25 protein-coding genes and 1 CRISPR repeat array (1 of these 26 running past the window's edge) are annotated in these 23,284 nt (G+C 44.5%); of the genes, 12 read left to right on the top strand and 13 right to left on the bottom strand.

Annotated elements, in window-relative coordinates:
• Positions 1-231: a CRISPR direct-repeat array (repeat unit 32 nt; unit sequence ATTTCAATCCACGCTCCCGCGCGGGGAGCGAC) (it extends 2,606 nt beyond the left edge of the window).
• Positions 232-395: 164 nt separating this feature from the next.
• The 8 genes from cas2 to C1A10_RS04650 form a co-directional block, all read right to left on the bottom strand.
• Positions 396-686: a CRISPR-associated endonuclease Cas2 gene (cas2, locus tag C1A10_RS04685; protein ID WP_101909155.1), complete on the bottom strand. Its 291-nt coding sequence runs from the start codon at positions 684-686 to the stop codon at positions 396-398.
• Between the two features lie 9 nt (positions 687-695).
• The gene (gene cas1c / locus C1A10_RS04680; RefSeq protein WP_101909154.1) at positions 696-1,727 is read right to left on the bottom strand and encodes a type I-C CRISPR-associated endonuclease Cas1c; all 1,032 of its coding nucleotides are present in this window, start codon (positions 1,725-1,727) and stop codon (positions 696-698) included.
• Entirely contained in the window at positions 1,724-2,392 is a 669-nt protein-coding gene (cas4, locus tag C1A10_RS04675) for a CRISPR-associated protein Cas4 (RefSeq protein ID WP_101909153.1), read from the bottom strand. The genes cas1c and cas4 overlap by 4 nt, the downstream gene beginning before the upstream one ends.
• Positions 2,374-3,264, bottom strand: coding sequence for a type I-C CRISPR-associated protein Cas7/Csd2 (gene cas7c, locus C1A10_RS04670; protein WP_101909152.1), 891 nt, complete (start codon positions 3,262-3,264; stop codon positions 2,374-2,376). The genes cas4 and cas7c overlap by 19 nt, the downstream gene beginning before the upstream one ends.
• A 1-nt stretch (position 3,265) precedes the next feature.
• Positions 3,266-5,008, bottom strand: coding sequence for a type I-C CRISPR-associated protein Cas8c/Csd1 (gene cas8c, locus C1A10_RS04665; protein WP_101909151.1), 1,743 nt, complete (start codon positions 5,006-5,008; stop codon positions 3,266-3,268).
• Positions 5,005-5,658 carry a type I-C CRISPR-associated protein Cas5c gene (gene cas5c, locus C1A10_RS04660; RefSeq protein WP_101909150.1) on the bottom strand — a complete coding sequence of 218 codons (654 nt, stop codon included), beginning with the start codon at positions 5,656-5,658 and terminating at the stop codon, positions 5,005-5,007. Before cas5c ends, cas8c begins: the two co-directional genes overlap by 4 nt.
• Positions 5,659-5,676: 18 nt before the next feature.
• Positions 5,677-7,821 carry a CRISPR-associated helicase/endonuclease Cas3 gene (locus tag C1A10_RS04655; RefSeq protein WP_101909149.1) on the bottom strand — a complete coding sequence of 715 codons (2,145 nt, stop codon included), beginning with the start codon at positions 7,819-7,821 and terminating at the stop codon, positions 5,677-5,679.
• A 526-nt stretch (positions 7,822-8,347) separates the two neighbouring features.
• Entirely contained in the window at positions 8,348-9,559 is a 1,212-nt protein-coding gene (locus C1A10_RS04650; RefSeq protein ID WP_101909148.1) for a WG repeat-containing protein, read from the bottom strand.
• Between the two features lie 222 nt (positions 9,560-9,781).
• Between C1A10_RS04650 and C1A10_RS04645 the strand changes: the two genes are divergently transcribed.
• From C1A10_RS04645 to C1A10_RS04630, 4 genes are read left to right on the top strand one after another with little or no spacing between them, the layout of a single operon-like run.
• Positions 9,782-10,126 carry a DUF6809 family protein gene (locus tag C1A10_RS04645; protein WP_101909147.1) on the top strand — a complete coding sequence of 115 codons (345 nt, stop codon included), beginning with the start codon at positions 9,782-9,784 and terminating at the stop codon, positions 10,124-10,126.
• Positions 10,101-10,451 carry a carbonic anhydrase gene (locus C1A10_RS04640; protein ID WP_101909146.1) on the top strand — a complete coding sequence of 117 codons (351 nt, stop codon included), beginning with the start codon at positions 10,101-10,103 and terminating at the stop codon, positions 10,449-10,451. Before C1A10_RS04645 ends, C1A10_RS04640 begins: the two co-directional genes overlap by 26 nt.
• Before the next feature lie 2 nt (positions 10,452-10,453).
• Positions 10,454-10,759 (top strand): DUF960 family protein, encoded by a 306-nt coding sequence (locus tag C1A10_RS04635; protein ID WP_101909145.1) that lies wholly within the window; start codon positions 10,454-10,456, stop codon positions 10,757-10,759.
• 16 nt (positions 10,760-10,775) lie between these two features.
• Positions 10,776-11,303 (top strand): DUF1643 domain-containing protein, encoded by a 528-nt coding sequence (locus C1A10_RS04630; protein WP_180950989.1) that lies wholly within the window; start codon positions 10,776-10,778, stop codon positions 11,301-11,303.
• Positions 11,304-11,306: 3 nt separating this feature from the next.
• Here the strand turns inward: C1A10_RS04630 and C1A10_RS04625 are convergent, their stop codons facing one another.
• Entirely contained in the window at positions 11,307-11,687 is a 381-nt protein-coding gene (locus tag C1A10_RS04625) for a helix-turn-helix domain-containing protein (protein WP_101909143.1), read from the bottom strand.
• Between the two features lie 190 nt (positions 11,688-11,877).
• Between C1A10_RS04625 and C1A10_RS04620 the strand changes: the two genes are divergently transcribed.
• On the top strand, positions 11,878-12,069 hold the full coding sequence (locus tag C1A10_RS04620) for a helix-turn-helix domain-containing protein (RefSeq protein ID WP_101909142.1): 192 nt from the start codon (positions 11,878-11,880) through the stop codon (positions 12,067-12,069).
• Positions 12,070-12,095: 26 nt separating this feature from the next.
• Positions 12,096-12,371 carry a hypothetical protein gene (locus tag C1A10_RS04615; RefSeq protein ID WP_101909141.1) on the top strand — a complete coding sequence of 92 codons (276 nt, stop codon included), beginning with the start codon at positions 12,096-12,098 and terminating at the stop codon, positions 12,369-12,371.
• A gap of 501 nt (positions 12,372-12,872) precedes the next feature.
• Here the strand turns inward: C1A10_RS04615 and C1A10_RS04610 are convergent.
• Genes C1A10_RS04610 through C1A10_RS04595 form a run of 4 tightly spaced genes read right to left on the bottom strand, consistent with a single transcriptional unit; the run spans position 12,873 to position 16,514 of the window.
• On the bottom strand, positions 12,873-13,571 hold the full coding sequence (locus tag C1A10_RS04610) for a FadR/GntR family transcriptional regulator (protein WP_101909140.1): 699 nt from the start codon (positions 13,569-13,571) through the stop codon (positions 12,873-12,875).
• A 10-nt stretch (positions 13,572-13,581) separates the two neighbouring features.
• A complete protein-coding gene (locus C1A10_RS04605) occupies positions 13,582-14,862 on the bottom strand; it encodes a TRAP transporter large permease (RefSeq protein WP_101909139.1) in 1,281 nt (426 codons plus the stop codon).
• A gap of 30 nt (positions 14,863-14,892) precedes the next feature.
• Positions 14,893-15,408, bottom strand: coding sequence for a TRAP transporter small permease (locus C1A10_RS04600; protein ID WP_101909138.1), 516 nt, complete (start codon positions 15,406-15,408; stop codon positions 14,893-14,895).
• 20 nt (positions 15,409-15,428) lie between these two features.
• Entirely contained in the window at positions 15,429-16,514 is a 1,086-nt protein-coding gene (locus C1A10_RS04595) for a TRAP transporter substrate-binding protein (RefSeq protein WP_101909137.1), read from the bottom strand.
• A gap of 342 nt (positions 16,515-16,856) precedes the next feature.
• On the opposite strand from C1A10_RS04595, the gene C1A10_RS04590 reads away from it, so the two are divergent.
• The 6 genes from C1A10_RS04590 to C1A10_RS04570 all read left to right on the top strand — a co-directional run bounded on the left by C1A10_RS04590 (position 16,857) and on the right by C1A10_RS04570 (position 23,275).
• Positions 16,857-17,507 (top strand): COG3415 family protein, encoded by a 651-nt coding sequence (locus tag C1A10_RS04590; RefSeq protein ID WP_101909136.1) that lies wholly within the window; start codon positions 16,857-16,859, stop codon positions 17,505-17,507.
• 676 nt (positions 17,508-18,183) lie between these two features.
• The gene (locus C1A10_RS04585; RefSeq protein ID WP_101909135.1) at positions 18,184-19,389 is read left to right on the top strand and encodes a DNA primase family protein; all 1,206 of its coding nucleotides are present in this window, start codon (positions 18,184-18,186) and stop codon (positions 19,387-19,389) included.
• A gap of 392 nt (positions 19,390-19,781) precedes the next feature.
• Entirely contained in the window at positions 19,782-20,888 is a 1,107-nt protein-coding gene (locus C1A10_RS04580; RefSeq protein WP_101909134.1) for a DNA polymerase, read from the top strand.
• A gap of 17 nt (positions 20,889-20,905) precedes the next feature.
• Positions 20,906-21,319, top strand: coding sequence for a hypothetical protein (locus C1A10_RS04575; protein WP_101909133.1), 414 nt, complete (start codon positions 20,906-20,908; stop codon positions 21,317-21,319).
• A 189-nt stretch (positions 21,320-21,508) separates the two neighbouring features.
• A complete protein-coding gene (locus tag C1A10_RS18385) occupies positions 21,509-21,679 on the top strand; it encodes a hypothetical protein (RefSeq protein ID WP_180950988.1) in 171 nt (56 codons plus the stop codon).
• Positions 21,680-21,721: 42 nt separating this feature from the next.
• Positions 21,722-23,275 carry a recombinase family protein gene (locus tag C1A10_RS04570; protein ID WP_101909132.1) on the top strand — a complete coding sequence of 518 codons (1,554 nt, stop codon included), beginning with the start codon at positions 21,722-21,724 and terminating at the stop codon, positions 23,273-23,275.
• Positions 23,276-23,284 lie beyond the last annotated feature (9 nt).

Genomic DNA, 23,284 nt, shown 5'->3' with positions numbered 1-23,284 from the left:
TTCAATCCACGCTCCCGCGCGGGGAGCGACAGGTCACGAAGCAATTGGTTTTTATTTTCGTTTGTATTTCAATCCACGCTCCCGCGCGGGGAGCGACGCGACAGTGTAGGGATGTTTGCAACCAATCACCCGGATTTCAATCCACGCTCCCGCGCGGGGAGCGACCGCAATTGCGTTTGTAGATGGGATGTAGCTATTTATTTCAATCCACGCTCCCGCGCGGGGAGCGACAGCAAACACCCACAGATTTTCACTAAAAAGATCAGCTATCTGCACAAGTTTGCAATATTTTTACAGTGAAAAATCAAAACCACGATAAGGACTTAAATGGTTAGCACTCATAAATACAGTGCGAAGCCTTTTAAAAGAAATGTGTGCTTATACTTCGCACCAACCTAAATCATCAGTACACCTTCGGGCTCATAGCTGACTTTTGTTCCGAAATGCTCAATCTTTGTTTGATAATTTTTCCCCAGATAATAAAACCGCAAGCTGTCTTTCTTTTCATCCATAATGCCACATAGTTTGTGCTTGAGCATTTTTGCCTGCGCCGCGTTCAGAAGGCACTCGAAAACGCTGTTTTGTACCCGCTGGCCATAATTGACGCACTGTTTGGCAATCAGGCGCAAACGCCTTCTTCCTTCTGCATCCTCTGTATTGACATCATAGGTAATTAACACCAGCATTACAATCTCCTACTTCCACAGGAATGGTGGATATTCTTCCAAGTCTTCTCTTAAATATCGAGCAAGCAACAGCGCCTGTACATAGGGAACAAGTCCCCATGCCATTTTTTCCTTTATGAAAGGATGGGTGATTTCTTCTCTCTTGCGTTCCTGCCAGGCTTTGATCAGCTTTTTACAGCCCTCATCGGTCATAATAACCGCGCCGCTTTCCCTCTCCTGAAAATTTTTTGCTTTTATCACCTTGTTGTTAATTAACGTCAGAACAAAGCGGTCGGCAAAGCAGGCACGCAGTTCCTCCATCAAATCAGACGCAAGCGACGCGCGGCCTGGGCGATCTCTGTGCAGAAAGCCCACATAAGCATCCAGGCCAACCGCTTCAAGAGCGGCCGTACAATCGTTTGCCAACAGTGTATACACAAAGGAAAGCATGGCATTCACTTTATCAAGCGGCGGTCTGCGGCTGCGCCCGCGAAAGAAAAATTCTGCTTTTTCGTTTAATATCAGTTCATCAAATGCCGAAAAATATGCCGCCGCAGTTTCTCCCTCCAGCCCGCGCAGAGAATCCAGTTCCGTGGCGCTGTTAATACTAAACAGAGAATTCTGCAAAATAGCAGAAACGGTTTGCAGTTTTTCCTGGTCAATTCTCAGTCCGTTGTCGCGGATTGTGCGTTCAATGCTCCAGCGTGCATTATAGACCTTTCCGAAGATCATGTTTTTGGCAATGCGGCAGCTGGCGACGGCGTCATCCGCTATGCGGTACTGCGTTCTTCTCAAAAGCACGTTCCCATTGGATTTTCCTGTTGTTCTGGCAAGAAATCGTCCGTTTGGTGTACAGAAACACAGATTGATACTGTTTCTGGCACAAGCCCCCATCAAAGCAGGGCTTGCGCCCGGATAGGTGAACGTAACAATATTCTCAAGTGTATGGAGCGGAAAGCGCGCCAGCTCGTCTTCTCCCCGCTGGATCACTACATTTTCTCCGTCTAGGCTGACATAAGCATCCACGGTTGTTACAAAAAGCGTGTTGAGCAGCTTTCTCATAGCCTTTCCTCCATATATGCCTTTACCGAAGGCCTCTTCATGAGCACAGGCAGACAACCTTCTTTCAGCGAACACGCATTGCATCCCTTTGTCGGTTTCACCTGAGGCGTATGTCCGCGTTTATATAAGACGTGCATTTCCTCCAGTGCTTTTTTCACCTCCTGCCTTAACTCCTCCGTAAATTCCACCGGCAGGCGGCGTTTTGTCTGGCCGTAAAATAAAGCGCCGCGTGGAATTAGGCAGCACAGCATCTCCTCAAAGCAGATGGCCTGCGCGCAAAGCTGCGCAGCATCGCAGTTATTTTCCTTTGGCTCGCCGTGCTTATATTCGACCGGAAAGGGCTGCCATAGCCCCTCCCAGCCATTGATGCCGATTCCGGAAGCATCCCGATGAAATTCAACCACATCACACTTGCCCGAAACTCCCAGCCGATAAGAATGTACGCTGATTCCGCGCGATATAATCGTATTTCCACGCTTTTCTGTAAACGCTTCGTCATGTGTGCGTTCATGCATCAAGTCGCCATCTACGGTACGGAGATTTTCCGCCCAAAGCTCCTCAATATGAATAAGAGCCCACTGCCGTCTACAAAAAAGAAAATGCTGTAAACCCGAGAGCGGAAGGAACTCCTCCTCGCTGTATCCGCTCAACCCATCTGCATACATATTACACCTTCCGGCAGGGCGCTTTCACGGACTGTTACCTCATAGTCGCCATATCCGCGCGCAACGGGGACCTCTTCCCTGCGTTTGACTCCAACGGTTTCAAACAGCTTGTAGGCGGGCGCATTGCCAAGCTCTGAATCGTGCTTAAACACAATGAGCCTGCGTACCGCTATTTTGCCTCTGGCGGCGGAATGATCATGCTCAAACATGTTGAGAATCGCCTGCCAGAGCAATGCAAGATCTTCCTCCGAGAAGCCGGTGACTTTACGGGCAAGGTTTGCCGAAATATACCCCTCGCACCGGTACAGACCGTAAGGGATGATATATTTACGCCCCATTTCGGTTCCTTTTTTCTCAGCGTCGGCTTCGGTCGTAATCGCAACACGGGTAATGGTCACCTCCTGCGGAATCACAGGGTCGACCGAACGGGCAAAGCCAAGCTGAACCGGCCCCCGCACCTGCCCGCAGTTGAGCGCCGCTTTTACAAAAGTGGTCATGACAGCGCCAAAAGTTCGGATATCAAAGAAATTTTGGCACATAAAATCACGTATTTTTTCGTCCACCTTTTCTTCTTTTTTCTTTTTTTCTTTAATGGTTTTTTCATCCGCGCCTACATAGGCATACGCCTCCGCGTCACTGCGGTTAAGCGGTACGCCGTCCTTGATATAGATGCGGTAGCCGGTTTTGTCTTCGCAGACGGTTTCAACATAGTTTCTGATTTTGCGCTTCAGGCAGACATCGGTCACGATGCCGAAGTTGGTTTCAGGATCAATTCTGGGCATGTTTCCCGCATCCGGATCTCCGTTGGGGTTCCCGTTTTCCACATCGAACAGAATTACAAATTCATAGCGGTTTTTGATAGGTTCGGACATGTTATCTTTCCTCCTCTGTTGTTGCAACGCTGTCTTTTTTCTGATAGCGCTTTTGTGTCTGATGATAATAGCCGAGCTGAAAGATGCCCTGCTCATAGAGCGTATGGTGCACGGGATAGCTGTGGGTAATCGCGCCCGTCAGCGCTTGAATCTGCTTTGCATAGTTAATTTTCGGACCATTTTCAAGCTTGCGCAGATGCTTGTCCGAAAGATTCATAATCAAGGGAAACACCACGGCTGGCGTTGCACAGGCGGAAGAAAAATATTTATCCTTAATGGTCGTAACGCCGCTCGCCCTGTTTTGTATTTCCTCCAAAACAGCAAACAGGCGCCCCAGAACATAGGGCTGGTAGGTGGTTTTTTCGTTTAGCTCCACTGTCAAGGCCTCCTTATAGCTTTCATTGTCCGTATTCTTGATCAAATATGCCTTTAGAATGGCGGCTCGCCCGCGCGTAATGCTTTTTTCAGCGCGTATTCGGAGCTGGGTCTGCTGGTACAGCGTTGCCGGGTAAGAGCCGCCCGTCAGAATCGCGCGCAGGGTATCCCCTGCCATTTGTGGCGAAGCGGATTTTTCTTTTGATTTTTCATTGATGGTTTCCCGCAGAAGAGCCCACAGCGGAATATTTTGGAACTTACTGCGGCCATCGCCCACGATTTGCAGTCTGTTATAATGCGCCTGCAGATTTTCCACCATCCTGCCGAAGCTGTCGCGCAGAAAAAAGCGAACCGACAGTCTGGCGGCATTGGGGGCAAGGGCGAGCACATAAAAACGATTCTCCGGCTTTAGAGGAATACCGTTCCAGTTTACGGTGCCGCCCTGTGCAATCGTCTTCATCAGATCGTCCAGATCTACATTCGTTACCGTGTCTCCATCGCTGTCCAAATAGCAGGAAAAGGCATCCCGATAGCCCGGCTCGGCGTCTTCCGCCCAGTAAACCACCGTCGCATCGCCAATATGCTTGGAGTGCTTTTTATCTGCAATGAGATAGTTGAGCGCCGTGGTATAGGCAAAAGCTGCATATTTTCCGATGGGGGCATTATAATTCTGCTGCCGGTCGAAGGAGCAGTCCGCCGATGCATTGAACGAGACAAGCGCCGCGCCGCTGGACTGCGCGCCGCTGACCCCCTTGATCGGCGGGTGAATCGCAGCCGGAACCACTTTCTTTCCCGTAACAAGGCAGGTCATTTTTGTGCCCTCTTCCTCGCTGTCATAATGCGCCTGCCAAGACTGCATGATCTCAGGATGTTCCTGCGGGTAGATGTCACCAACGAAAAACACAAGATTGGCGCCGCTCTCAAATTCCTCTATGTAAGGCAAAAGGATCGGGTGTTCTCTTGCCGCGGCGGTATCCCACTGCTCAAAAAAGGCACAGACCGCGTTTGCGCAAGGCGCATCCACCATCGACAGAAGCGTTTGATGCAGCTGTTTTGCCGCTTTAAAGCAGTCTAAAACCCGCTCCGGTTTTACCGGATCACCGATTCCCAAAAGATAAGCAGCATTTTCACAGAGAAAATTGGCGCTCACCCCCGCCGTTTTCTTGACGCGGGCAGGCAGTATGATTTCGCGCGATATCATCTTTTTCCCATCCACAGTAGGGACTTTCAGCGGAAGCACACCCAGCAGCTGTCCGCTTTCGTCCAGCTCCAGCGCATAGGAAACCTTCACCTTTTCCCAGCCGGGCCGAACGATTTCTCCTCTGGCGGCGAGCGCTTCATAATAGGAAACCAGCGACTGAAGAATCATCGGAACACCTCGCAGTCGCGCACATCCAGCACGCCTTTTTTGAGCTGTGCTCTGAAAAACATGGGCGTGATATTCCGGCTGTTGCTGTAATCGAGGTCAAACAGCATAAAGCCCAGATCTATATCGGCATCGGGGCAGGCGGTTTCGATCTCTTCACCCTCCCATTTTCTAAACTGCGCGGGAAATTCACGGCATCCAAAGCAGGGCTGATGATAGCACTGTCCCTTTTCCAGCCTGCGGCGCATAATGTCGGAAAATTTCCCCTCGTTGTCCCCCGGAGATGCTTTTTCGGTCATTTCAAAATGTGCCTCAATCACATAATGCACATCCTGCAATACCATAGCGGCGCGCTGTTGGATATCGTCCGCGGTGCTGATCAGCAGCGGCGCGGTGTCGCCGTTCATCACACTGGAGACATTCCGTGCAGATATTTTGGATTTGACCTCATTGCGGCGGATGTTGGTAAACCGAATCGGATTGAGCAGATAGATTTTGTCGATCTTCCATCGCATACCGGGGTGCCAGTAGATGGCTTCCAGCAGACCACGCGCCGCCGAAGGCGTCATAACATCGTAGCTGACGCGTTCAACCTTCATTTCCGGTCTGGAAAAGCAGGCATACTCCCCCCAGACCTCAACTTTTACGGACATTTTTCCCGCTCCTTTCTTCTAGACAATATATCCCTGCCCCTCGTTTGCGAAAAAAGCAAGACCGGTTTCTTCGCTGTAAAGGGAACTATCGTTCAGTATGGCGGCATTCGGACCAATTTTTTCAATAGCGCCGCTTTGCAGCAACTGGCTAAAATGCTGCGGATAGGCATTGACAACATATTGCCCAAGTTTACGCATCAGACCGCGGCTGGGGCCTTGCGCCCGAAGCTGTTCAACAAGCATTTCGCCCTCTCCGCGTGGCACATAGATGCTGTACCCCGCCTGTTCAATCATATGAAACCGCTGTGACACGGTGGCAAACGGCAGGGTTCCGCTCTCAATTTCTCTGAGAATCTGGTTTTTATCCAGCTCCTTTTCGTCCTTGAGCCTGTAATACAGAAAACGAAAGTATTCCTCTATTGCCTGCGGCGAAGAGGGATCCTCGTACAGCCGCATCGCCCTCTGCGCCGCCGCAATGTTTTGGAGAAGCATCTGGGGCGGACTTTGTTCTTCCTCAAAAATATAAACCATGCTTTCGGACGACAGTCGTTTGCCCTCGCGGTTGCAGCGGCCAGCGGCCTGAATGATCGAATCCAGCCCTGCGAGCGCGCGATAAACAACGGGAAAACCCACACCCACCCCCGCCTCAACAAGGCTTGTCGAAACTACCCGGCAGGGCAGATGTTTGGAAAGACGGCTGCGTATTTCTTCCAGCACACTGCGCCTGTGGGCGGGATACATCGTGGTGGAAAGATGAAAACTGCCGTCTTTTTCAAGCTGTTCATAGAGATTCTGTGCCTGTTTACGGCTGTTGACAATACATAAAACCTGATTTTCACCATTCAGCCTGTACGCCAGTGCTTCATTGGAAAGCACTCCCAGCTTTTCATATCGCACCCGCCGAAAAAAATCATGCATTTCCGCGGCGTCCGGGCAAAGTTCACGAATAGGAAACTCCTCCAGACGCTTTTGAAACAGCGGATTGAGCGCAGGTTGTGTCGCCGTGCAGAGCACCGCGGTACATCCGTAGTTTTTTACAAGCTGTGCAATGGCATTCACACAGGGTTCAAGACAGAAAACGGGGAGCATCTGCGCTTCATCAAATATCAAAACGCTGTTCACAATGTTGTGAAGCTTGCGGCAGCGTGACGAACGGTTGGCGTACAGCGACTCAAAAAACTGCACAGCGGTCGTTATAATGATAGGTGCGTCCCAATTCTCGGCGGCAAGATAGCGCTTGTCCGTAATGGTTCCGTTTTCATCGGTGCTATACTCAACCCCCGCATAATGGGCGACCACATTCTCTGCGCCGAATATTTTTTCAAATACCAGCTGTGTCTGCTCAATGATGCTGGTATAGGGGATGACATAGATTACCCGCCGTAGATAATGTTTGAGCGCGTGCCGCAGTGCAAACGCCATGGAACTGACTGTCTTACCGCCGCCTGTTGGAACGGTCAAGCTAAATAGCCCCCTGTCGCGTCTGCCCGCTTCCAGCAGCGTATTAAGAATTTCACAACGTTTTTGATTAAGAGCGGCCTTCGCATCCCACCAACCCGCTATGTACTGATCGAGCAGATTGCTCAGTTCTTCCATGGTGGATTCGTTCCCGCGCTGGACGGCACCATTGTTCATAAATGCCTCCGTATCAAGAAAATCCGCATCCACGAGGCAGGAATACAGCATTCGCACAAAGAAAAACTGGCTCTGTGCATCAGCCGGCAACGAGGGTGGCGGTGGGGAATTCGCATAACTGACTTCAGACTGGAATCGGCTGTACTCTTCAATATCCCGTCCCACCTTGCGGGCCATTTTTCCAAAGAAAGTGGGGGCGTCTGCTATATCGAGCTTACGGTTTCCAAGGTCGGGCAGGCCGCTGTGATGACCCGCAATACAAAAAGCCGCAGGCACGTTCTTCAATTCAAAAAAGGCCACCTGCGCGCCTGCCGTGGAATGGTCCACGGAGTCACCGGAGCCTTTGATGCGCAGCTGAAATTTTTCAGAATATTTGCCGATATCATGCAGAATTCCACACAGATAGCCCAAATCTCCTGCAAAAAAAGCTCGTGAAAATTTGGCCGACATTGCGGCAGTGCCTGTTAAATGTTCGAGAATGCTTTGCTCTCTATTATGTATGGGATCAATGTGTGCTAAATAATTCATGCTGTCATCCCTCTAATAAGAAGTGAAATCGTTCTCTTATAATCCCCGCGATTGCGCAGGTTGCTGACGCTCGTCATTTACGTTTGCAGAATGCATTCAACAGGCCTAAAGCGTTTCTCCTGGTTTGTCCTTGGGTAGACATAATTGAAAGTTGCGCACCAATTCGCAAACCGATGCTGTCTGAGAAATCTTTCTGATGATTGCTATGGCCCATCATTAGGCAAATCACACATTATTGCACGACGCACCGTTGGGTGAACTGCGTGTTATTGCTATTAGCAGAAAGTCTTTATAAAAATCACCTGAACTTGTTTAAAAAATGATTTAAACACAAAACCATACGTAACGATTCCATATATTTACCATATAATTATACCTATCAGCCAATTATATTTCAACATGCCTCATCGTTTTTTGCGCAATTCTTACAATAATTTTTGTGATTTCGTTTCATGCTGCTTGCAAAAAGAGACGCCTTATGTTATAAAGCGTCTCTTCTCTACAATATGTATTATACGGATGGGTTTTATTGATAAATCAGCTTATAGACGGCAGACCGGTTCTGTTTTTGTGCGATCAGATAATTTTCATCGTCCGCCAAAACAATCTCCTGATATCCCAGAGTAGGCGTAATCAGATAACTGCCCTTCGTATTGATGATGCCTGTACCGCCGTTTTTCTGTACTCCTGCAGTACCTTTGCTAAAGGAATACGCCATTGAAAATTGCGGCTGTATCACAATATTTCCGTTAAAGTCCATATACCCATAGCTGCCGTTTTGGGAAAAAGGAATCAGCCCATTGTCCTCATAATCAAGAGGCGCGGTGTATATCGGCTTAATAGCCCAATTACCCTTCGTGTCAATCAGCCCATATTTGCCGGACGTGTCCCTGACATTCGCGTACCCATGATTGAATTCATAGACTTCATCATACTTGGGCGCTAAAATTACCTGATTCTGAATATTTACAAATCCATATTTGAACGAATACGGTCCTCCCTGTTCTACCTGCATAACTGTATAAATCCCATTTTGTCCATCACCCATAATTCCGTTCCAAACGGGTCTTATGACATAGCGTCCCTGCTGGTTGATTACGCCCCATTTTCCATCTTCACATACGACGGCATATTGGTTGTGAAAAGAATAGGCCGTATCATATTTGCAAGGGATTACGAGCTTTCCTTTCGCATTGAGATAGCCGCTTTTATCCCCTTTTGTAACTACCGCCAGCCCATCAGAGAAGGATTCCGCTTTATCCCAATCCAGAGGGATTACAGTTTTCCCGGATGCATTGATAAACCCATATTTCCCTTCTACATAACTGTATTCATCTTCTTTGGAACCGACAGCGGCCAATGCCAGACCGTATTCGAATTTATCTAATGAATCCCATTGGAAAGGCACCACAGTTTTGCCGCTCTTATTAATACAGCCGAACTTCCCGCTTTTTTCTGCTACTGCCAGACCGTTATAGAATGGCTGCGCAGAATCGTACTGCGGCTTAATAATGTCTTTCCAGTTGCTGTCCACAAATCCGTACTGCCCATTTTTGTCAGAGATCAGGTACATGCCTTCCGAATATCCATGAACTTTTACTCCCTCCACGGACTCACAGACCTGCTCCGCACGAACAGGTATTCTGGCTGTCGATGAGGCTGCAAACGCTGTCACGCTCATCAAAGACAGATCCAATAAGCAGATCGCTGTGGTTAAAATCATTCTTTTACACTTCATGAATTTTCCTCCGTGCTACATTATTTAACTATATTTTACATGTATCGCAGCATAATCTCAATTCATATTTGGTGATTCTGTACAAGTTCTACATTCAGGATAAAGAATACGGTAAGTCCGTATCCGTTTCTACATTTTTATAAAATGCAACGCTATGCGTATCAACAAGAAAAATAAATCTATATTCTAACCTTGAATCTAAATTCAAGGAGGTTAACCCCTATGTCAAAATCTATCCTGCACCAACTTTATTACGGCGACCTTAGTCCATCCCAGACGATCACGCCCCCGGACCCCCAATATGAAGAAGCGCAAACCAAGGCCAGCAAACTTCTGTATCAGCTGCACAAAGAATTATCAGACGAGCAGTTTCAACTGCTGGAACGCTATTTGGAATACCGCTCGGATTATTCTGACATGGAACTGTCCGAAACGTTTGCGGAAGCATTCAGGATGGGGGCTCAGGTGGCATTCGAAATACAAAACAGAGATGTTTCCAACTTCGGAAGCATCTCTGTTTCTGTTTGCGGGAGGAATGAGAATGATCAGGATCAGCACATGGAGTGACGTGCAATCACTCAAGCCGGATAATGACCCCGGCCTGTATTTATTGCTGTCAAACCGGTTTAAACAGCTGCATCAAATATTCTGCTCCAATAGTTCTGTACCATTGGAGCGGTTTTCATTGCAGGAATATGGGGAACTGTTTGTCGTAGAAAACGGTTCGGAACTCACAGGCAAACTGTTTGAACAGGTCACCAAGCATACGTTTAGCCAGAAGAATTATTATGTTGCTGTTTTCCTCTTTAACAGTGAGGTTTGCAGCGACTTTTTGATTCCTGCGGAAAACTTGAACGACCATCAAATTCAACAATTAGAACAGGAGTTATAACCATGTTTCAAAACCCACGCTACATGACCAGAGGTATTGCAGAAACACTTCCCCTCTCACTCCAGATCATTCTATGGAGCATGATAGACAGCCTCAAACAATCGCAGGAGCTGGACTACCTCCAAGTGTTCAGCCTGTCTGCTGAGCGCAACCCTGACGGTGTCCTGCAACAGCGCATTGTACATTCGCAGGAGGTACCGCCGTATCAAAAGACGATTATGGTTGCCTGTAAATCGCCTGTGGACTGCAAGGTGTTTTGCATCGACGATGAGACGCACGCCACCATGCTCTATGCAGATGAATATTAGAAAGGAGCTTGATACTATGAACGAAAAAAGCATCATCCGAACGGAAGCATTATATAACGATGAAAAGACACACCGTTTCAGCCTGAAGAAATCCTGGGATAATTCCAAACCCTCAGCCAGCATTATCATGATCGCTCCGTCTGTACGGGCCAATGAGATTGCTATGGACATTACCAGTCTATACGTGCTCAACAACTGTTATCAGCTTGGGTGCGGTTCTGTGGACATCCTCAATCTCTATTCAAAATTGGACGCAAACCCATTTGAAAATTGTCCTGAAAATGATGAATGGATTTTAAAAAGCTGCCATAAAGCGGATCAGGTAATTCTCGGATGGGGCAAGGGGCAGACACAAAAATCAGTGGATAACCGTATTCAGGAGGTTCTGAACATGCTGAAACCTTACAGGGACAAACTGTTTGAAATTGCGGATGTCAACGGGAAACGGGGTTTTCATCCGCTGGGAACCAGCGTACGGCTAAGATGGTATTTGGTACCCTATCAATACCCGGAAAAAGAAAAACAGGAGCAGAAATCCGAATGATTTCTATGCTCCTGTTTCTGTGTTCCGCAGCATGTTTTTAACGCGCAGATATTGCAGAAATTCCTGCCGGTCGGATTCACTCCATTTGGAATAGTCGGATAACAACCGCATAATCTCCAATCCATCCTCTGAATGGCATAGTTCCCGGACAATATCGGAAATCCATTGTGGGACTTTATCGGCATACGTCTCTTCTCCCATGAGATAGGCCACGGATGTGTCCAATACACCCGCAATTGCTTCCAAGCGTTTTAACGATGGTTTTGTGCGCCCCTGTTCAATATCACAGAGGAACGAGGGGGACAGCGCAGTTTTTTCGCCCAAGGCCTTCAGCGTCATTTTCCGCTGTTTGCGTAATGTTTTGATGTGTGAGCCGACTGTCAACGCTGATTCCTCCCCACAATTCGGTATGATCGTATTGATCTTAGTATAGCAAAGAATCTTTCCTGTGTAAACCGCAATGATAATACGATAATATCGTACCGAATCCGTTATAACGTAGAAAGTGCATGGTTGTCCTTGTCTAATATTCTGTATATACGTATAATTAGTTTTGTGGCAGAGGTGGTGACAAATGAGTATTGGACAACAGATCAAAAATATCCGGCAGGAACGGCATCTATCGCAGAAACAGCTTGCGCAAATGGCTCAAATCTCCCCATCCTATCTATGTGATGTGGAAAAGGGGCGATGCAATTGTTCTATTAAAATTCTGAAAAGAATCTCATTGGCGTTGAACGTGGAAATCGCGGAACTATTAAAATAACAGACAGAAATGAGGAGACTACATACGTGGATTTATATGCGCTGATTTGCCTGATTCTGGGGCTTCCCATCGGGCTGTATTTTTATCACCTGATCAATAAGTACTTTACAATCTATTATTTTGGCTGCGGCGCGGTCTGGGGATTATTCTGGGGATGCCTTGTTGCGGGAGCGATTATCATGTTTTTGCTGTTGGAATTTCTGAGAGCATTGGCAATCCCCGTCGCAATATTCTTTCTGGTGCTCTGGTTGTTTACGCGCGGAAAGAAAAAGAATTCGGACGATCAGCAGCAATCCAAATAACAAACGCCCACAGCTTTTTATGGCTGTGGGCTATTATCATACGGAAAGGTGTTTATAATATGGAATTTATCCTGTTTTTTCTTGGATTTTTACTGACTCTGATGCTGGCCTACTACAATGATTTTTCTATACATCCGGGCCGGAGACGCTGCCCATGCTGAACTTCCTGACTGCCGAAAAAGCAGTGGAATACTTTATGAGAGGCGTAAAACTGGCGGTCAGCGTTATTGCTGTCTGTTGCCGGGTCAAGAAGCCCTAGCACTGTGAAAGGTATGAGGATTCTCTGCCTTTCTTTTTTAATTAATATAATCTGGTGAGTTATTCAACAAATTTGTATTAGACTCGAAAATTAACTCATGAAATATCACGGAAGCATCCAGTAAAGAACTTCAAACATCGGAATTATAACATTATAATCTTCTATCGATATAACAAAACCTTCTATTGTAATGATTCTGCAATAGAAGGTTTTCGTTTTATATTCTCATTTGTTAGCTCAATTCAAAGCTTCGGCTGCCAACCGCACAGATCCTGAAAAGCTGTGCGCATATGCTCTATACTTGCCTGCGCAGCCTTTTCCGGCTGCTTTTGCGCAATGGAAGCCAAAATCTGTTCATGAGGCATGAGCGCATGATCCACATGCGCTTCAAACCGAAAACTGGTCTGACGTAGAATCTTGAAATAATGGTTCGTAATACGCACTAAGGACAACAACAAATCATTGTGCGTTATTTGCGCAATACACTCATGGTATTTCGCATCATATAATTCTAGGGCTGCATTATCCCTGCGATGAACAGCATCAACAAACAACTTGTGAATCTTGCACAGTTCATCGACGTCATTTTCAGTGGCCGTTTCTGCGGCAAGACGGGCTGCCAACGGATCTAGCGCCATGCGTACAAACAAATAATCCTTCATTTGTACTTTATGGGAAGAAATCCATTCGATTGCCTCTTGGATAAAGTCCCGCTCCTTGCTTTTCACGAAAGCACCTTTTCCAATCTGTATTTCCAGATACCCCTGTGACTGCAAAACCCGGTAAGCTTCCCGCATCGTTGTCCGGCTAATGTTCAGCTCTTTACAAAGTACAACTTCCGCAGGTAGCTTATCCCCTACTGTGACGTTGTCACTCTGCACATATTCAATGAGCTTTTCTACCGCGAGGTCCACTGTAGATTTTTTTTGTATCGGTTCCATACTCTACCACCTAAAATGAACTCCCCAGCAGCAATTTCGGTACAGTCAGAATAATCTGCGGGAAGATGTTAATGAGCACCAGAACAACCAGCAGCCCAATATAATACGGTGTGACAGCCTTAAATGCACGCTGGAATGAAATTCCGCCCAGCTTGGAGGTAATAAAGAGGCAAATCGCCATCGGTGGAGTCAACAAGCCGATCATTAGTGCAAATATCATTATAACACCAAATTGAACCGGATGCATCCCAATCAATTCCGCGATTGGCATTAAAATGGGAGTTAAAATTAAAATGCTTGCGTTGGTTTCCATAAAAGTGCCCATAAAGAGTAAGAGAAGGTTCACCAATATCAGAATAATAACTTTGTTTCCGGTCATGTTGAACAACATTGCAGTGGTGCGTTCCGCAATCTTTTCCATACCCAGCACCCATGCAAATACTTTTCCGGAGGACATCAGTAGCATAACCAGGCCCAAATTTTCTATTCCGTTTATCAGTACTCGTATAATATCGTCAAATTTCAATTCCCGATAGATGAACAGCCCTACAAATAAGGAATAAAATACAGCCACAGCAGCCGCTTCTGTCGGAGTAAAGAAGCCAGATAAGATACCACCCACAAGTATAATGGGAGACAGCAACGCGGGCAGCGCAGAAAAAAATGATTTTGCAATTTCACGTAGCCGCGCTTTGTGGTGTCTTGGGTAATTGCGCCTTTTTGAAATGATGTACACGGTAGCCATCATAAACAGTCCCATAATGACACCCACAGTGATCCCACCCATAAACAGGGAACCAATTGAAACGCCTGCTGCAATTCCAAACATAACCATCGGGCTGCTCGGAGGGATAATTGGCCCGATAATAGAAGAGGCCGCCGTGACTCCTACAGCGAAATCAGTATCGAACCCTTCCTCTGTCATAGCCTTTATCTCAATGGCACCCAAGCCTGCGCAGTCGGCGACTGCCGCGCCGGACATGCCCGCAAACAACATGCTGGACAGGACATTTACATGGCCGAGCCCACCGGTGATATGGCCCACACAACAATTGGCAAAATTAAAAATGCGTTTAGTGATTCCACTGCTGTTCATCAGTTCGCCTACCAACATGAAAAACGGAATCGCTAGCATGGTATAGGAGGAAACACCGCTTACCATAGCTTGAGGAATAAATGTTAGTGAAACAGAATTTGTCATAATGACATAGAAAAATGCGGAAAGAACCATAGAAAAGCCAACCGGCACTCCCAACCCGATCATCAGAATAAAACCAAGCACTACCAGCATTTGTTGATACCTCTCTTCCTTTTCTTCCGATTAGGACTGTTCTATATTTTTTGAACCATTTATCATGATCGCCATTTCCTGAATCACATTATCAAGAAGAAAAATGCAGGCGAAAGCCATCCCAACGGGATAAGAAATGTACCAATAGCCAGATTTTATGGGAAGTACCGTCATAGGTACCATCATTTTATTCTGTGCAAGCTGCCATCCGTACCGCACCAGAAATACCGCTGCTACAAATATGGTTGCCTCAATGAACAGCATCAAGATATGACTTGGATAAAAGGGGAGCTTTTCAGTAAACACTTCAATGCGGACATGCACTTTTCTGCGCACCGCATATGCAACCGTCATGAAAGCGCACCAAGAAGCCAGCACGATTGAAAACTCTTCGATCTCCACAAACGACTTTCCAGTTAACGTTCTTCTGGCCACCTGAAAGAACACTGTGCAGACCAGAATGACTAACAATATAATCGAAACAACCTTAACAAACTGTTCCAGCCATTTGGTCAGTTTGGACATGACGGTTGCAATTTTGTTCATCTGAAAGCTCCCCTTTTCAATCAGTTCTTCAGTGCTTGAATTTTTTCATAGGCACCTTCCGGATACTTATCTTTGTTTTCTTCAAGAAGTGCAGGAATAATTTTATCTTTAAATGACTGGATATCAATTTGATCTTTTGTAATCAGAGTCATACCTTTTTCCTGGAAGGATTTCAAAAACTGCTCGTCTTCCGCATTGACCTGCTCGTTGTGCCATTTGAACCCTTCGTCAATCGCTTCACCGATAATCTGCTGCTGCTCTGGCGTTAACGTCTGATACCATTTTTCATTAAAGAACATAAAATAGTTGGTATACTGGTGTTCCGTCTGCATCAAATGGCTTTGAACTTGATAGAGCCCTGCCTGATCAATATTCGCAAGCGGATTTTCCTGCGCATTAACGATTCCGCTCTGCAGAGCACCAAATAGTTCGCCCCACGCAACCGGCGTCACATTGGCACCCGTCGCTTTCCACGATGCGATTACACCCGCATTATTCGGCGTACGCAATTTTAACCCTACCATGTCGGACACCGATTTGATTTCCTTATTTGCGGTCACATAACGGGGACCGCGCAATGCAATCGTATTGAGATGGGCGCGAACACCATACTTTTCGATCAACTGCTGCCCAAGATCTTTACCCATATCGCTCTCCCAGAACTTCTGCAGATGATCTTGGTCCTCAAAGATAAATGCCATGTTGAACAACTCCATCCAATCCGGCACCGCCCAGTTGAAAAGCATCTCGGCATTGAGCAACATTTCATAGTTACCTTCTGATAGCCCTGTGCAAAGATCTTCGTCGTTATCACCCAATTGCCCTTCCAGATACAGCTCCGGCTTTAGAGAACCTCCCGATTTTTCCTCAATGATTGCGGCAATTTTTTTAGCGGCCTCGGTGGACAATGCGGATGAATTGTTGCCAACCATTTTAAATGAAACCACATTTGTGGAGGAACCGCCTGCATCGCCTACGGCAGAAGAATCCGCTGCAGGAGATGCAGACGGCATGGAAGATGTCGAGGACTTGCTGCCACACGCCGATAGAATGATGCTGGCTGCTACAATGAGACTGAGTAATATTGCTGCATACCTTTTTTTCATAAAAACACTCCTCTTTCATTTGTAGATTGAATGATTGAATGATAGTACGATTGTTTGACAATATTAAAGCACATACTAGTTTATATGTCAATAATATATTTATATTTCTCTAAAACACACTATTTTAATCATGTTATATGTGCATATCTACCATATTAATTATGAAATCATAAAGACAATGCCATTTAGTTTTAATCCTACCCCTAGTGATCACTTTCACGATTTTGATTCAAATTACTTTTCTTTTTTGTATTCAACACTTACGATTCTGACGGTGATTATCTTGATTTGATTTTAAAGCCCCCAATGATGTAGAATGATTATATTGGAGGGAATTATAAATTGGAAAATGATAATGAAATGTATATAAAAATACTGGAGGATTATCTTCAAAATTGCACAGATGAAAAATCCAAAATAAAAGCAGAAATCTTATTGCACTATTTTAAAGAAGTAACAACAAAGTCTTTAGCGCTTAAATACGGTCTGTCTCAGCGAACAATCCAACGCTACGCAGCAGATTTCAAGGAAAATGGGCAATCCAGTTTGGATTATAAAGAATTCAAAAAGCCTAAAAAAATTACCGATAAAATTAGAAGCGAATTATATAATGACATGAAAAATAATCCTTTAGATTTTAATTTGCCATACTCGGTTTGGGATGACTATACCTTAAAAGTGTATTTAGAACGAAAATATCAATTATCTGTATCTTCTTCTACATTAATAAAAATTATAAACGATGCAAAAAATCGACCTGATTCTGATTTTTTTGATTTACAGTATAAAGACCAATCATGGTTTGGACCGTATTTTAAAGCCAAAAAGAATTTTTGGGTTTTACATTTTATATACCTAGGCGTTACCAGAAGTAAAGCGCAAAAATCCCCCAATAAAATAGCGTTGAGGTTAACCAATCGGTTTTATGGCGTTATACTGCAAAATATCGAAAATACTGAAAAATACATTGATGTAAAAAATAATTTCGAATAGACTTGGTCATGGCAATATTTTTTTGGTGGTAAATGAATGTGTAAGAGATAAACTGGAACTGAAAGATAACCCTCAGACAGTTGTCATTGCGGAGCATTCCAAAAAAATGTCCATGGCAATTCAAAAATTATATAAAAAAAATCAAAACAAAATCTTCCTCTGTTCATGCTAATACCGAAGCATCAGAGGATTTCATTTCTAAACCAGGTTAAATGGCTTTATACTATAGATAAATTAATATCCTATAAAAAAGGAAAGGGGAAAAAAGTTGATGATGACCCAGACAGTAAAATTTGCTTTTCCGGGTTAGGGATAAAAACCGTAAAAAAGGATTTTGAACTGTTAGTACTGAGAGCAGAGAATTCACAGCAGCGAAAATAAGCGACAAAGTAAATAGATAAAATTATATCCTGAGTGGAGGCCCTTTATAGGCTGATGCTCAGGATTTTTTTTATTGGGCGACAATGGCTGCCGACTGGCAAAATTTTAAACCCACCTTTTTAAAACTGATATAGTAAGGATGTAAGTTAAAGCTTTCTCTTGCACAGCACCTCGATAATTGAACGCAAACTGACGGGCTGGGAAATCGTCCGTACATATCCCTAACTGTAAAAGACTATTAACACCTAAAGCCCTCTATTATGTGGCTACACTATTGAACGAAAGGATTGGTAATATGGATACCAACTATGAATTTACTACATCAGATTACATTGACAGCAGGTTCCTGCTACCCCGTCCAGATAATCAGGAAAACCCAGAAAAGATATTAGAAGCTATTGGATTCATTGTCCAGCGAAAAAAAGATGGCAGCGTTAAGTACGGGTTCTGCGCCAACAAATTCGCCATATATCTTTCAAAATGCATTAGAGCCGTTCAGGACCATCAGGGGAACCTCTACATTTACAACCTAAAAGGGTTCTATCAAGAGGCCGAAGACTGGATAATTGGCAAAATTGTAAAAAGCCTCATGAACCAGATTCTCCAACTATGGTCTTTAGGCCATGAGCTAGCGGCTATGGATGCCTACAAGCGTGACATTCGAAAGATTGTCATGTGCTTCAACCAAGACGATTTGATTAATCTGAGTAATGGGATTCTTGACATTGAAACTTTAGAACTGCATCCTCACTCACCGGATTACTACTGTACTGTACAATTGCCTATGCAGTATGGCCCCAATGAAAAATGTCCCCGGTTCGAACAGTTCATCTGTGAAATAACCGGAGGCGATATGGAGCTTGGCAAAGTGATTCAGGAAATGGTCGGATATTGCCTGTGTCACAACGTGAAAGCCGACAAAGCGTTCTTCCTATATGGAAATGGAAAAAATGGCAAAAGTGTGCTCGCCAAAATGATTGAAGCCCTTGTAGGCGCTGAAAATGTCTCGAACGTTAAGCTGAGCCAGCTCAATGACAATTTTGGGCTATCAAGCTTGGTCAACAAAAATGTAAATATCTCTGCCGAAAATGAGCTTCTGGGCAAATTTGATACAGGGAACTTCAAGGCTATCATCAGCGGAGACACGGTTAACGTCACAAGGAAGTACAAAGATGACCTGTCTACAAGGCTGAATTGTAAAATGATCATGCTGCTTAACACACTTCCCAGCACTACGGATGTCACCTATGGATACTTCCGCAAAATCCTGATCATCCCATTTACACAGACGTTCGACGAGAATGAAGATAAATTTCTGGTAGAGAAGCTGCTTCGAGAATTGCCGGGTATTCTGAATTGGGCGTTGGAAGGTTTAAAAAGACTGCAAGCCAATGATTACCTATTCTCTTCCTGCGCAGCCATTCAAAGTCTTATGGAGCATTATCAGAACCAGCAAAACCCCACAGGAGTATTTTTCGAAGAGAGCTATACCCAAATGTGATGGGGGCCGTGTAAAGAAAAGCGATATTTACAGCGATTACCATAATTGGAGCAATGACAACAGCCTAGACGCTGTCAATCGCCAGACATTTTGGAACATGCTGAAGATTCAGGCAGGTAAAGCAGACGGCACTATCAGGCTGGAATATAAACGTGTTCATGGGGTGGATTATTTGGACGGATATAAGCGCAAATATGTGCGCCCAGCGTCCAATTCTGATTACGATATTAGCTTCTAAATGCTTGGTTGCTGCCCCGTTCGAGGGGCAAGGGGGCGCTGGGGACGCGGTAAAATACAAACTATTGTGAGTGTTATACACTTTCTGATTCCCATAGCAAGTAGGTGTCTATGGGAATCAATAATTCCATATTTCAGGAAAGGATGAATTCTACATGGAAAATATGATTACAAACATGCTGGAGTGCAACGGAATTGGTTTTGATTGGCCCCGTTACGAGCAGGAAATCTTACAGGAGAAGTTAGGGATAAAAGGGCAACTGTGCTCTGAACTGTGTAACCATCTGAAATGCCAGACGGAAGATATTACAGAATCTAAAAAGCTGGTTTGGAAGCTGTACAAAAACAACCTTTATCCTGAAAGCATGAGCTTCGATTACCTGAAGGAACATCGCAATGAACATGCTGTTTATGGCCTTCTCTACCGCTACAAACGTATCCAACAGTTTATAAATCAATACGGTGACAAATTACATAGCCAGATTCAGCCAGATCATCGGATACATGCCAGTTGGTCCCTGGACGGTTCCAAAACTGGGCGCATGTCTTGTAAAGAACCCAATTTACAGGCATTTCCGTCAGAATTAAAGCCTTATTTCAGGCCACAGAATGGTTATTGTTTTGTGAGCGGCGACTACTCCCAGATAGAATTACGGATATTGGCCGAACTCGCCCAAGACGCCAATATGATTCAATCATTCTGCTCAGGAGCCGATATACACGCAAAGACAGCCAGTGTTATTTTTCAAAAACCGCTGGAACAGGTATCCGAACAGGAGCGCTCCATTGGAAAACGTGTCAATTTTGGAGTCTGTTATGGCATATCTGCAAACGGGCTTTGTGAAGCAGTAAATCAGAAGTCTGATGCTAATTTGACTGTTCAACAAGCTGATCAGATTAAAATCAACTTTTACAAAACCTATTCAAAGATACGAGCTTACCATAATCATTTATTAACCACCGATAAAATTGTTAGTTTGGGGGGTAGACAATGGACCGATTATCCCAAAGGAATTGCCAGAGTCAATTTGCCAGTACAGGCTAGCGCAGCCGAAGGATTAAAAATTGCTCTTACTGCTTTATTAAAACATCTGCCGGATGATTGCATGCTGGTGAATGTGATTCACGATGAAATTGTTTTGGAGACCCCAATTTCCAAGGCTACACAAATTCAGCCCATTTTACAACATTTTATGATTGATGGTATGAGCGAGCTAGTTAAAAGCGTCCCAATCATCGTCGACACAATGATTACATTATAATTTGGAGGATATTTATTATGTCAATTGAAAACCTGTTTGATTTTTCCCTTACCCGTGAAACTGAAATTCCAGAAGGGCAATACCCCTATACCCTATCCAACATTGATGTGGAACATAATGTTTTAACGGACTATGGGGTAAAACAAAGAATCAGTTTCATTTTTGAGCTGCAAATTGGAGATGAAACAAAAAGCATCAAGAAGAGCTTTTATTACTCGAAACACCCAGAAAGTCGGTTCATGAAATTCATGGAAATCATCTGCAAAGCCTATCAAAAACGAAAATTGAATTTACAGGAATTGATCGGTACTTATGGTTCTTTGAAAATTGAACATGGTGCTGATGAAACTGGAAATGTGTATGAAAATATTACGGACATCATCACAGATGGCAAAAAAGAAGCGGACATTGACGAAACCATAGAATTTTGAGACACCCGGAAATTTATAAAATGCACGCCACCATGCAACCATAAAAAGATTGCAGTGTGGAATGTGCCAGAATTGACGAAACCTACTATTAAATAAATTTGAGAGTAAGCTATTTCCATAGGTAAGCCCGCCTATGGAAATAGCATAAATAAATCTACTGAACTATCGTAAACAAGGGGTTTTGTTTCAATGATTTATACATTTGAAGTGGCTGCAGACAGGCAAGCTGTTAAAAAGACATCTGACGATGGCCAATTTAAACTGAAAATAATAAACGAGCAAGAGGATAGTTGTGGTTTCCTGTTTCCTCTTGTAGAACTGTTAAATGAGATTAGAACTACTGAATCGACAGATTTTTAAAATACATATTATACTTAAAATATACCAGGAGGATAATATATCATGATTAACGCGGTCGGTTATTGCCGTTTTTCGAGCAATCATCAAAGAGAAGAATCCATAGACGCACAAAAGAGGGCTATCAAATATTTTGCACAGCAGGAGGGTTATAATATCCTGCGGTTCTATGAGGACAGAGCAATCAGCGGAAAGACGGATCACCGTCCGTCTTTCCAGCAGATGATGGAAGACGCAAAGACCGGTGAATTCTCAGCTGTGATTGTCCATAAACTCGATAGGTTTAGCAGAGATATTGCAGACAGCATGCAGTACGAAAAGCAGCTGAAAATGCTCGAGGTTAATTTAGTAAGTGTAATGGAAAAGTTGGACAGCACACCAGCCGGAAAATTGATGAAGATTATTATAGCCGGTATTAACTCGTTTTATATCGATAATTTAGCAATGGAAATCATGAAAGGACTCCGGGAAAACGCATATAATTTGAACACTTGCGGCGGGCATCCACCGCTAGGATTCGATATTTCTCAAAAGAAATATGTGATCAATGAACATGAAGCGGATGCCGTAAGATTGATATTTCAAATGTATGATCAGGGGTACGGCTATCGTCCGATTATTCATCAGCTAAACGCATTGGGTTACAAGACCAAAGCAAATAAACCGTTCGGCAAAAACAGCATCTTTGAGCTACTCCATAATGAACGCTATAAAGGAGTGTTTGTCTACAATAAACATTCATCCAGACGCCCGGACGGTTCCCGCACCAGAACATACAAACCAGACAGCGAAATCATTCGTATTCCCGGAGGTATTCCTGCCATTGTTGACGAGGACCTTTGGAACCGTGTTAATGAAAGAATGGCAAAAAACAAGCGGTATGCGGGTTCATTTAAGGCTAAAGAAATGTACCTGCTAAGCGGTTTAATCTACTGTGGAGAATGTGGTCATGCGATGCACGGAAACGGTCGTTACCCCGCCCCAGGCCGTCCTAAAGTGATTACTTACAAATGCAATCATCGAGACAACAATCTGAACTGTACCAACAAAGAAATCAGGCGGGATATCGTGGAAAATTTCGTCATCGACCAATTGCAAAAATATCTGTTCAATGACGATATGATCCCCCAAATAACCAGTGAGTTAAATGACTACATACAAAAAACCACTGCCTGTACAGATACAGACAGGGACAAATACCTGAAAAGAAAAAAGGAGTTGGAACATCAAAAGACAAACATTATAGACGCTATTACCACGGCAGGGATAGACGATGTATTCACACAAAAACTGAAAGATATTGAATGTGAGATGGCCTCAGTATCCGCTTTGCTGAAACGATTGGACGGTTCCAAACCAATTACCCAAATTACAGAAGATATGGTTCGCAACTATCTAAGTTCCTTCAAACAATTTGTTCTCAAGCGGGATAAGCCCCAAATAAAAAAGTTCATTGATTCCTATGTGGAGCGTGTGGACGTATACCATGAAAAGGTTAAGGTAACATTTAAAGTATGCTTGGATCATGATCAACTAAAAAATGTGGAGTATTCCTTTGAGAAGGATGCCAGCAGAGAAGAACTGAAATCGGCATCATAATACTAAGTC

Source organism: Marasmitruncus massiliensis (genome assembly GCF_900186535.1).
Taxonomy (GTDB): Bacteria; Bacillota; Clostridia; order Oscillospirales; family Ruminococcaceae; genus Anaerotruncus; species Anaerotruncus massiliensis_A.
Note: the sequence above shows the minus strand (reverse complement) of the source record. Positions and strands in the feature narration are given on the sequence as shown.